General features: G+C 70.7%; 8 protein-coding genes. 1 reads left to right on the top strand and 7 read right to left on the bottom strand.

The window, feature by feature from the left end; all coding sequences use genetic code 11:
* From DI005_RS28220 to DI005_RS28195, 6 genes are all read right to left on the bottom strand, one after another.
* The coding region (locus DI005_RS28220) for a glutamate synthase central domain-containing protein (protein WP_233520339.1) at window positions 1-2844 on the bottom strand (2844 nt) is incomplete at its 3' end.
* Window positions 2845-3290: 446 nt separating this feature from the next.
* Window positions 3291-3569 (bottom strand): hypothetical protein, encoded by a 279-nt coding sequence (locus tag DI005_RS28215; RefSeq protein WP_112271744.1) that lies wholly within the window; start codon window positions 3567-3569, stop codon window positions 3291-3293.
* Between the two features lie 99 nt (window positions 3570-3668).
* Entirely contained in the window at window positions 3669-4460 is a 792-nt protein-coding gene (locus tag DI005_RS28210) for a 2-keto-4-pentenoate hydratase (RefSeq protein ID WP_112271746.1), read from the bottom strand.
* Window positions 4461-4510: 50 nt separating this feature from the next.
* The gene (locus DI005_RS28205; protein ID WP_113644154.1) at window positions 4511-7231 is read right to left on the bottom strand and encodes an FAD-binding and (Fe-S)-binding domain-containing protein; all 2721 of its coding nucleotides are present in this window, start codon (window positions 7229-7231) and stop codon (window positions 4511-4513) included.
* A 77-nt stretch (window positions 7232-7308) separates the two neighbouring features.
* Window positions 7309-8586, bottom strand: a complete 1278-nt coding sequence (locus tag DI005_RS28200) for a hydroxyacid-oxoacid transhydrogenase (protein ID WP_112271747.1) — start codon at window positions 8584-8586, stop codon at window positions 7309-7311.
* 196 nt (window positions 8587-8782) lie between these two features.
* Window positions 8783-9499, bottom strand: a complete 717-nt coding sequence (locus DI005_RS28195) for a GntR family transcriptional regulator (protein ID WP_113644151.1) — start codon at window positions 9497-9499, stop codon at window positions 8783-8785.
* Window positions 9500-9657: 158 nt separating this feature from the next.
* Between DI005_RS28195 and DI005_RS28190 the strand changes: the two genes are divergently transcribed.
* Window positions 9658-11217: a beta-propeller domain-containing protein gene (locus tag DI005_RS28190; protein ID WP_158559911.1), complete on the top strand. Its 1560-nt coding sequence runs from the start codon at window positions 9658-9660 to the stop codon at window positions 11215-11217.
* Here the strand turns inward: DI005_RS28190 and DI005_RS39595 are convergent.
* Window positions 11214-11600, bottom strand: a complete 387-nt coding sequence (locus DI005_RS39595; protein ID WP_112271750.1) for a helix-turn-helix domain-containing protein — start codon at window positions 11598-11600, stop codon at window positions 11214-11216. The genes DI005_RS28190 and DI005_RS39595 overlap by 4 nt on opposite strands.
* Window positions 11601-11608 lie beyond the last annotated feature (8 nt).

The following is an 11608-nucleotide window of genomic DNA, read 5'->3' as shown; positions in this document are numbered from 1 at the left end:
GGCGTTGACGAGGTACTCGCTCGTCACCCCGAACCGTCCACTCGCGACCTGCTTGACGGCGCTGCGCCGCTCGGGGTCGTAGAGCCGCTCCGGGTCCTCGCCGCCCTCACCGGTGTTGGACTTGCCGCCCAGCCGGTTCATGGCGATCGCCAGCGTCTGGTGCATCTCCTGCGAGATCGAGCCGTAGGAGATGGCGCCCGTCGCGAACCGCTTGACGATCTCGGAGACCGGCTCGACCTCCTCGATCGGCACCGGCGGCCGCACGCCCTCCTTGAAGCCGAACAGACCGCGCAGCGTCATCAGCCTCTCGGCCTGGTCGTCGACGGACTTCGTGTACTCCTTGAAGATCTCGTACTTCCCGCTGCGCGTGGAGTGCTGCAGCTTGAAGACGGTCTGCGGGTTGAACACGTGCGGCTCGCCCTCGCGGCGCCACTGGTAGTCGCCGCCGGTCTCCAGCTCCCGGTGCGACGCGCGCACGCCGTCGGAGGGGAACGCGCGGCGGTGCCGCTCGGCGACCTCGCGGGCCAGCAGGTCGAAGCCCACCCCGCCGAGGCGGGACGTGGTGCCGGTGAAGCAGGCCTCGATGACCTCCTCGCCGAGCCCGATGGCCTCGAAGATCTGCGCACCCGTGTAGGAGGCGACGGTCGAGACGCCCATCTTGGACATCGTCTTGCGCACACCCTTGCCGAGGGCCTTGATGAGGTTGCGCGTGGCCTCCTTGGCCGTGACGCCGGGAATACGGCCCTGCTCGGCCATCTCCTCCACGGTCGCCATCGCCAGGTACGGGTTCACCGCGGCCGCGCCGTAGCCGATCAGCAGCGCGATGTGGTGCACCTCGCGGGCGTCGCCCGCCTCGACGATCAGACCCACCTGAGTGCGGCTCTTCTCCCGCACCAGGTGGTGGTGCACGGCGCCGGTCAGCAGCAGCGAAGGGATCGCCGCGTGCTCGGCGTCGGTGCCCCGGTCGGACAGCACGATCAGCCGGGCACCGCCCGCGATCGCCTCCGACACCTCGGCGCGGATCTCGTCGAGCCTGCGCACCAGCGCCTCGCCGCCGCCCGCGACCTCGTAGGTGCCGTGCACGGTGTGCGCCTGGAACTCCGGCAGGTTGCCGTCGTCGTTGACGTGAACGAGCTTGGCCAGCTCGTCGTTGTCCAGCACCGGGAAGGGCAGCACGATCTTGCGGCAGTGCTCTGGCCCGGCCTCCAGCAGGTTCGGCTCCGAGCCGAGCTGGGTGCCGAGCGCGGTGACGAGCTCCTCGCGGATCGCGTCCAGCGGTGGGTTGGTGACCTGTGCGAACAGCTGGATGAAGTAGTCGAACAGCTGCCTCGACCCGCTCGAGAACGGAGCCAGCGGCGAGTCGTTGCCCATCGAGCCGATCGGCTCAGCGCCCGAGCGGGCCATCGGCTCCAGCAGGACGTTGAGCTCCTCCTCGGTGTAGCCGAAAGCCTGCTGCCTGCGGACCAGCGACGAGTGCGTCGGCACCTCGCGCTCGCGCTCGGGCAGGTCCTCGAGGCGCAGCACGCCCGCTTCGATCCACTCGTCGTACGGGTGCTGCGAGGCCAGCTCGCTCTTGATCTCCTCGTCCTCGACGATCCGGCCCTCCCCGGTGTCGACGAGGAACATGCGGCCCGGCTCGAGCCTGCCCTTGCGGACGATCGTGGACTGGTCGAGCTCCAGCACGCCGACCTCGCTGGCCAGCACGACGAGCCCGTCCTCGGTGACCCAGTAGCGCGCGGGCCGGAGGCCGTTGCGGTCGAGCACGGCGCCGATCTGCGTGCCGTCGGTGAACGACACGAGCGCGGGGCCGTCCCACGGCTCCATGAGCGTGGCGTGGAACTCGTAGAACGCCCGGCGGGCGGGGTCCATCTCCTCGTGGTTCTCCCATGCCTCCGGGATCATCATCAGCACCGCGTGGGGCAGCGATCGGCCGCCGAGGTGGAGCAGCTCCAGCACCTCGTCGAACGAGGCGGAGTCGCTCGCGCCGCGCGTGATCACCGGGTAGATCCGCTGCAGGTCACCGGGGATGAGGTCGGTCGCGAGCTGCGACTCGCGGGCGTCCATCCAGTTGCGGTTGCCGCGCAGGGTGTTGATCTCGCCGTTGTGCGCGACGTAGCGGTACGGGTGCGCGAGCGGCCACGAAGGGAACGTGTTGGTGGAGAAGCGCGAGTGCACCAGGCCGATGGCGCTGGTGACGCGCGGATCGGTCAGGTCGGTGAAGAACCGCTCGACCTGGGGCTCCGTGAGCATTCCCTTGTAGACGATCGTGCGCGCCGACAGGCTGGGGAAGTAGACCTCCTGCTCGGTCAGCGCGTGCTCGGCGCGCTTGCGCACACAGAACGCGGCGCGCTCGAGGGCGAGCCCGGTGACGTCGTCACGCTGCGGGGCCAGGAAGACCTGCGCGAAGTGTGGCATGGTCGTCGCGGCGGTCGGGCCGACGTGGTCGGTGTCCACGGGCAGGTCGCGCCAGCCGAGGACGCGCATGTGCTCCTCGGCGGCGATGCGCTCGATGGTGGACATGGCCTTGCCGCGCGCCTCGGGGTCGACGGGCAGGAACGCCGTGCCGACGGCATAGGCACCCGCCTCGGGCAGCTGGAAGTCGACGACCTCGCGAAAGAACGCGTCCGGGACCTGGATCAGGATTCCCGCGCCGTCCCCGGTCTCGGGTTCGGCTCCACGGGCACCGCGGTGCTCGAGGTTGCGCAGGGCGACGAGCGCCTTGCGCACGATCTCGTGGTCTCTGCGGCCGGAGAGATCGGCGACGAAGGCTACGCCGCAGGCGTCGTGCTCGTACTGCTTGTCGTACAAGCCCTCGCTCGGCTTGTGCGGTGCGTGGCGGGTCACGGCTTGCCGCCCTCCTTGGCTCGGCACGATCGGGCCGGGCTGTCAGCCGGATGGGTGAGTCCCATCCGGCTAACGGTCCGGCCCGAAATCGCGATGGTCAGTCAGGGGAGTGGCGATGGCGTTCAGCCCGTAGTGGGCGCGCATATCGCCGGTTTTCGACCACACTCCTTTGTGCGGCTCGCGTCGAGCAGCGCGGCGCGGAGGCAGGGGTTTCTCCCGCCAGTTCCGGCGCGCGCCAAATGCTCCCGGGTTCGCCGGTCTTATGACAGTAGTGTGAAATCGCCGTTATCGGGATAGGGCGAGCGTTGCACGTGGGAAACAACACTGGAGGATTGACGCGGACCCCGGCAGGTGTCCTTCCTCGTCCGAAAGGTCCTGACCTGCGACGACGGTGCGGTCTTGACCTTCCGTTTACCGTCTCCCCTGCGCCTGCGGCGCTTGCCGAATCAGGCGGCGACGGTGGGTGTGCCCGCGAGATCCAGTGCCTCGCGGCCCGCCTCGGTGAGCACGGCGGGTACGCGCTGGCCAGGGCGTCCGGGAATCGCGGGGGCGACGAGACCGCGCCTGGCGAGGTTGTGCGCCGTGGCCTGGTCGCAGCAGGCGAGCCCGTCGATGAACAGATCCGGCTCGCAGCTACTGGTCATCTCCGCGCCGCCCTGTGCCACTGCCTGCAGGGTGGCGCGCTCGCGATGATTCAGGTCTGAGTCACTGCTGTCGTGAGGCATCGTGCCTCCTCGGTCGAACTGTCCCGGCCCCTATACCGGGTGGTTGCCCGTAATTCAACCCCACGACACGTCGAAGTCAGCGAATTTGTGGAGAAGGTCTCATTCGGGCGTGTCGAAGACCGCGGTGACGCTGCCCAGCCCGGCCATGTTGGCGACCACCGTGTCGCCAGCGGAGACGGGGAACGCCCTGGTCATCGAGCCCGGCAGTACCACGTGGCCCGCTTCGAGGGTGACGCCGTGCGGGCCGAGGGTGTTGGCGAGCCACACCAGGGAGTTGAGCGGTGAGCCCAGAACCGCACCGCCCGCGCCCGTGGCCACGAGCTCGCCCCGCTGGTGCAGCGTGCACCCCACCAGGCGGAGGTCCACGGCGGACAGCGGCGTCGGCTTGCTGCCCAGCACCACGCCGCCGGACGAGGCGTTGTCGGCGATGGTGTCGACGATCGAGATCTTCCAGTCCTGGATGCGCGAGTCGACGATCTCCAGCGCGGGGAGGACGAACTCCACCGCGCGCGCCGCGTCGGCCACGGTCGCGCCGGGTCCGGACAGCGGCTTGCCGAGCACGAAGGCGATCTCCGGCTCGATGCGCGGCTGCAGGAAGTTCGCGGTCCTGATGGGCTGCTGCTCCAGGTGGAACATGCCGCTGAGCAGGTGGCCGTAGTCCGGCTGGTCCACGCCCATCTGCTCCTGCATGGCGGCCGACGACAGGCCCACCTTGTGGCCCTTGATCACCTCGCCGCCGGCGAGCCACGTGCGGACCTGTTCCTGCTGGATGCGGTAAGCGTCACCGACCGTGGCGCCGGGGTGGCTGTCGATGATCGGCGGCATGGGCTTGCCGGTCTCGTAGGCCTGCAGCAGCTGGGCAGCGACGTCGCTCACCGCGTTCGTATCCATGTCGTGCACCTTCGCGGGGTCGGGGGGAGCGGGCAAGGCAGGTGTTCCGGTCAGCGGGACGAGTCGGCGATCGCCCGGTCGAGCACCTGCGCCAGGTGCAGCGCCTCGCGTTCGGTCAGCTCGCCGATCTGCGTGCGGCAGCTGAACCCGTCGGCGAGCACGAGCGTGTCCTCGCTCGCGGCGTTGACCTCCGGCACGAGCACCCGGTTCGCCGCGGCCACCGACACCTCGTGGTGCCCGCGCTCGACGCCGAAGTTGCCGGCCAGCCCGCAGCAGCCGGAGTCGAGCGTGCGGTTGCCGACGCCGACCTTGGCGAGCAGGCGCTCCTCGGCGGCGTTGCCGACCACCGCGTGCTGGTGGCAGTGCTGCTGGGTGATCGACTTCGCGTCGACGGTGGGGAACTCGACGTCCGGAGCGTGGGTCTCCAGGAAGCCGGCGAGCGTCGTGGCGTCGAGCTTCGGAGCGTCGTCGAGCAGGTCGTGCACGTCGTGGCGAAGAACGGCGAGACAACTCGGCTCCAGCCCCACGATCGGCGTGCCCGCCGCGACCTCCGGCTCCAGCACCCGCAGGGTCCGGCGCAGCAGCCTGCGCGCGATGCCGAGCTGGCCCGTGGAGATCCACGTCAGCCCGCAGCACACCGGGCCCTTCGGCAGCACCACGTCGAACCCGGCGTACTCCAGCACGCGCACCGCGGCCGTGCCGACCTCGGGGGACAGGAAGTTCGTGAACGTGTCCGGCCACAGCAGCACCCTCGGGCGGTCCCCGGAGGGCTTCGGCCGCTTCCGCAGCGCCCTGCGCAGCGTGGTCGGTGCGAACTCCGGCAGGGAGCGTTCCGGCGTGATCCCGCCGAGCCGCTTCACCAGCGGCGCCAGGCGCGAACCGAGCACGCCGTTGGCCACGCGCGGCATCGCCGAGGCGAGCCGCGCCCACAGTGGCAGGAAGCCGAGCGAGTAGTGGCTCGGCGGGCGCACGCGCCGCGCGTAGTGCTGGTGCAGGAACTCGGCCTTGTACGAGGCCATGTCCACATTGACCGGACAGTCGGAGAGGCAGCCCTTGCAGGCCAGGCACAGGTCGAGCGCGTCGCGCACCTCGGTCGAGCGCCAGCCGTCGGTGATCGTCTCCCCTCGCATCATCTCGAACAGCAGGTGCGCCCGCCCGCGCGTGGAGTGCTCCTCGCGCCGGGTGGCCATGTAGCTCGGGCACATCACGCCCGTGGAGGTGTCCACGCACTTGCCGACGCCGACGCAGCGCCGGGTCGCCGTGGCGAGGCTGCCGCCGTCGTGCGGATACTTCAGCGTCACCGGCAGTTGCCGCAGCGGTCCGTCGAACCGCAGGTCCGCGTCGAGCTTGCGCGGGCGCACGAGGTTGCCGGGGTTGAGCAGGTTCTCCGGGTCCCAGATGTCCTTGAACGCCTCGAACAGGCGCAGGATCTCCGGGCGGTACATGCGCGGCAGCAGCTCGGCCCTCGCCTGCCCGTCACCGTGCTCGCCCGACAGCGACCCGCCATGGGAGACCACGAGATCGGCGGCGTCCTCCATGAACGACCGGAACCGCCGGATGCCCTCGGCCGTGGTGAGCGGGAAGTCGATGCGCACGTGCACACAGCCCTCGCCGAAGTGGCCGTAGGGAACGCCGCGAAGGCCGTGTTTCTCCAGCAGGGCACGGAAACCGCGCAGGTACGAGCCGAGCTGCTCGGGCGGCACGGCAGCGTCCTCCCAGCCGGGCCACGCCTCGGAACCGTCGGCCATCCGTGTCGCGATGCCGGCCGCGGCCTCGCGGATCGACCACAGTCCGCGCATGTCGGCGGGATCGCTCGCGATGACCGTGGCGGCGCCGGTTTCCACAGCCAGCGTCTCGGCGACCTCCTCGGCCCGCGCGAGCGTGCTGTCCGCGTCGTCGCCGCCGATCTCGATGAACAGCCAGCCGCCGCCCTCGGGCAGCCGGTCGAGCGCGGGCGTGTGCCTGCCCCGCACCAGGAGCGTGTCGATGAGGTCGGCGCCCATGCCCTCGATCGTCAACGGCCGCAACGGGAGCACGTGCGGCACGGCGTCGGCCGCGGCGACGTCGTCGGCGTACCCGGCGACCACGAGCACCCGCGCGGAGGGCGAGGGCACGAGCCGCACGGTCGCCTCGGTGAGCAGCACGCACGTGCCTTCGGTGCCGACGAGCGAGCGCACCACGTCGAAGCCGTTCTCCGGCAGCAGCGCGTCGAGCGCGTAGCCGGACACCCTGCGGGGCAGCGCAGGAAAGCCCGTGCGCAGCAGCGCCAGGTTGCCGTCGACGAGCTCCCGCAGCCGCTCGCGCAGCCCGGCGTCGTCGAGCGAGGGGCCGATCGTGAGCCGCTTGCCGTCCGCGGTCAGCACCCCGAGCGACACGACGTTGTCCGCGGTGCGGCCCCACGCCACGGAGTGCGAGCCGCACGCGTCGTTGCCGATCATGCCGCCCAGCGTGCAGCGGCTGTGGGTGGACGGGTCGGGGCCGAACGTGAGCCCGTGCCGCGCCGCCTCCGCGCGCAGCGTGTCGAGCACGACGCCGGGCTGCACCCTGGCGGTGCGGTTCACCGGGTCGATCTCCAGCACCCGGTTGAGGTGACGGCTGTAGTCGAGCACCACGCCCTCGCCGAGCGCCTGCCCTCCGATGCTCGTGCCCGCGCCCCTCGCCGTGATCGGGACCCCGTGCGCGCGGCACACCCGCAGCGTGGCCTCGATGTCCTCGGCCGAGCGAGGGAACACCACCGCGCGCGGGACGTGCCGGTAGTTCGACGCGTCCATGCTGAACACCGCACGTGCGGTGCGGTCGCTTTCCACCTCGCCGGTGACGGCCTCCGCGAGCTCCGCGGCGAACGTGCTCACCAGTTCTCGATCGAGTCGGCGAAGATCGCGGCGATCTCCTCTTCGTGCACTGTCCTCGGCGCCACGGCGAGTAGCCGCTGTTGTTGCATGGTGCCCTCCACGAGTGCGTCGATGTCTCCCTCGCCGTAGCCGACCCCGCCGATGCCGTTGGGAATGCCGATGTCGCGCATGAGCGACGACAGCACGAACGGCAGCTGCTCGCGGTCACTGGACTGCCTCGGCGCGTGCGGGTCGAGGATGCGCGCCGCGTGGACGTGCTTGGCCGGGTCGGTGGGGTAGGTGAACCGGAACGCGGCCGGCGCGGTGAGCGACACCGACTCGCCGTGCGGCACCAGCGCCTCGTCCTGCGGGTAGTTGTTCGGCCGGTACTCCCGCACCCGCCCTGCAATGGGGTAGGCGCACGCGTGCGGGATGTGCACGCCGGCGTTGCCGAAGCCCATGCCCGCGAACGTCGCCGCGAGCATCATGTCCGTACGCGCGTCGAGGTCGCCGCCGTTCAGCACCGCCTTGCGGAAGGACCGCGCGAGCAGGTGCAGCGCCTGCTCGGTCCACGCGTCGGAGATCGGGTTGGAGCCGTTGTAGGCCACGCGGTTCTCCGGCTTGTGCCGCGCGAACGAGGTGTAGGGCTTCGCGGTGTAGGACTCCAGCGCGTGGCAGAGCACGTCCATGCCGCTCGCGGCGGTCACCTCGGGCGGCATCGACAGCGTCAGCAGCGGGTCGATCACGGCCATGCTCGGGCGCAGGCGCGGATGGCTGATGCCCGACTTCACCTTGAGCCCGAGGAAGTCCATGATGCACACGGGCGTGGTCTCCGAGCCCGTGCCCGCCGTGGTCGGGACGGCGACGAGCGGTTTGAGCGGGCCCGCGGGTGCCTTGCCATGGCCTATGGGCTTGTTGACGTAGTCGAAGAGGTCCGCCGGGTAGGTGGTCATCAGGTTGATGGCCTTGGCGGTGTCGATCGACGAACCGCCGCCGACGCCGATGAAACCGTCCCAGCTGGACTGCCGCGCGAACTCCACCGCCTCGGTGATGCTCACGTCGGTGGGCTCGACGTGCACCTGGTCGTAGACCTCGACGGTGAGCCCGCCCGCCTTGGCGGCGTCGGCGACCCGCTGTGGCACGCCGGTCGCGGCGACGCCGGGATCGGTGACGATCAGCACGCGCTCGGCGCCGAGCTGGGCCAGGTCCCAGCCGATCTCGTCGACGGCTCCGGCGCCGAACTTGAGCGGCGTCGCTCCCCAGGTGAAGACGGTCTCGTTCAGGTACTCGGTCATGTGCGCCTCCTCGCGCAGCGCGGAACCCCGACGGGAGGACAGTGGCATGTAGCATGCCACTGGTCAAGTCCTTGGCCGCAGTGAAGGCCACCTTGCCTGCGTTGAACGCAGTGAAGGCCACCTTGCCTCCGTTTGGGTGGTGGGAGACCGGTGGGCGCAGTGAAGGTGGCGTTCACTGCATCCGGGGTTGCCCTGGTCAGCCTGGGAAGTTCGTCCAGTCGAGGGAGAGCTCGGGCAGCGGCGCGTCGCCGGTCTCGCCCGCGTCCGCCTCCTGGCCCAGCAACAGCTGGGCGGTGTGCAGCAGGTGCGCGCGCATTGCCTCGGCGGCCTCGCGGGGCTTGCCGTTCTCGATGAGCTCGAAGATCACCTCGTGCTCGCCGAGGATGTCGTGCATGGTGCGGGAGCGGTCGACCGTCGAGTTGCCGCGCACCAGCACCATGTCGCGCAGCGAGTCGATGTAGTGGGCGAGCCGCAGGTTGCCCGAAGCGGCGTTGATGGCCTGGTGGAAGCGCCGGTCGGCGGCCATGAAAGTGGCCTCGTCGTGCTGCTCGGCCGCGGCGCGCATGGCGGCGAGATGCCCACTCAGCTCCTCGATCCAGCCGGGCGGGCGCTGGCCGGTGGCCCGGAACGTCGCCGGAACCTCCAGCAGCAACCGGATCGCGAAGACCTCCTCGAGGTCGTGCAGCGACGTCTGCAGGATGCGGATGCCGCGATTGCGCTCGAAGCGCACCATGCCGCGCTCGGAGAGCTGGATCAGGGCCTCGCGGACCGGCGTGCGCGAGACGCCGAGCCGCGCGGCCAGGTCGTGCACCGAGTACAGGGCGCCGGGGGTCAGCTCCCCGCTCACGATCGCGCCCCTCAGCTCGTCGAAGATCTTCTTCGCGAGGTTGCGGTCGGTGTCGATCTGGCGCATCGGGCCATTTTCGCACGCGTGCAACCGGGCGGGGTCATGCTTCCGTCCAGTGCGGCATGAAACCACGGGCTGTGGGTGTGCTGGCCGTCGCGTGCGCGTTCGTGATCGGGTCGTGTGGGGTTCCCGATGCTGGGCCGACGCCGATGAGGGGCGCATCGGTGGAACTGGTGGCGTTCGGCTCGTGCGACGCCGCGCTGGAGCAGTTCAGGGCCGCGGCGCTGACCCAGTGGGAGCAGAGCGAGCAGGTGGAGCCCCGGCCCGGGGTGTTCCAGCGGGAGGCGATCCCGGCCGAGGCTCCGGCCGCCTCGCCCGGCTCGATCACCAAGGAGCAGCATTCCGGCACCAACAACCACGAGGCCGGAGTAGAGGAACCCGACCTCGTGCAGACCGACGGCCGCCGCGTGGTCACCGTCGCCGACGGGCGCCTGCGGGTGATCGACGTGGCGAGCAGGCGCGTCACGTCCACAATGGACCTGCCGGGCGGCTGGGCTGGCGAGCTGCTGGTCGACGGCGACCGCGCGCTCGTGGTGGGGCAGCGCGAGCTGACGCTCGTCGACCTCACCGGCGCGGCGCGCCCGGTCGGCACGCTCGCGGTGGACGGCGAGTACGTCGACGCGCGGCTCGTCGGTGGCAGGGCGCGCGTCGTGGTGCGCTCGCAACCGAAGCCGCCGCCCGTGGAACCCCACGCGATCGCGGATACGACGATCGACGACTGGCTCCCCGCCTACGACCTCACCACCGCGCAGGGCACGCGTTCGCACGGCAGGCTCGTCGACTGCGAGAACGTGTACCACCCGCCCGAGCCCGGCACGTCGCTGCTCACCGTGCTGACGTTCGAGCTCGGTGGCCCGCTCGGCACCGGAGACCCCGTGGCGATCGCCGCCGACGGCACCACCGTCTACGGCTCGGCCACGAACCTCTACGTCGCGCACAACGCGCCGCAGGGCACCGCGATCCACCAGTTCGACATCGCCTCGCCCGGCGCGGCCCGGCACGTCGCGTCCGGGTCTGCCCCCGGCGCGCTGCTGAACCAGTACTCGATGTCCGAACACGACGGTCACCTCCGCGTGGCGACCATGACCGGTGCCGACAACACGGTGACCGTGCTGGCGAGCAAGGGAAGCACGCTCACCGCGGTGGGCACGCTCGGCGGCCTCGGCAGGGGTGAGCGGATCTACGCCGTGCGGTTCCTCGGCCCCGTCGGCTACGTGGTGACGTTCCGGCAGACCGATCCGCTGTACACCCTCGACCTGACCGATCCCGCGCGCCCCCGCGCCGTGGGGGAGCTGAAGATCACGGGCTACTCGGCGTACCTGCATCCCGCAGGCGAGGGGCGGCTGATCGGCGTCGGGCAGGAGGCCGACCTCCAGGGTCGGGCGCTCGGACTGCAGGTGTCGCTGTTCGACGTCGGCGACGCGGCGAGGCCGGTGCGGCTGGCCCAGCACCGGCTCACCGGCGGCATGGCGCAGGTCGAGGCCGACACGCACGCCTTCCTCTACTGGCCGCCCACGGGCCTGCTGGTGTTGCCCACCGACACCGACGCGCTCGTGCTGCGGGTGGGCGACGGCTCCATCACGGAGGTCGGCCGGATCGGCGACGGTTCGCTGGTCCTGCGCTCACTGGTACTCGGCGACGAGTTGTGGACGGTGTCGCAGAGCGGAGTGCTCGTTCACGACGCAAGCACGCTCAGTCCGATCGGTTCGGTGCAGTTCGCCTAGTCCTTGTTGAGCTCCGCTCCGTGACGCACCGCCCAGTCGGCCAGCGCCGACAGCGGTTCGAGCAGGCTGCGGCCCAGCGGCGTGAGGCCGTACTCGACGCCGGGCGGCACCGTCGGGTGCACCTCGCGCCACACCAGCCCGTCGGCCTCCAGGCCGCGCAGCGTGCGGGTCAGCATTCGCTGGCTGATGCCTTCGACTGCCCGGTGCAGCTCGTTGTACCGGTGCGGGCGCGTGCCGAGGAGAATCACCAGCAGCATGCTCCATTTGTCGCCCACGCGGCGGAACACGTCGCCCACGGGGCACGCGGCGAGCTCGTCGACGGGCACCGGCCGAGGTAGGTCGTGGGCGAGTACCGAGGGAACACCGGTGTTCGTACCGGACATCAAACTGC

Source organism: Prauserella sp. PE36, assembly GCF_003311655.1.
GTDB classification, from domain to species: Bacteria; Actinomycetota; Actinomycetes; order Mycobacteriales; family Pseudonocardiaceae; genus Prauserella_A; species Prauserella_A endophytica.
Note: the sequence above shows the minus strand (reverse complement) of the source record. Positions and strands in the feature narration are given on the sequence as shown.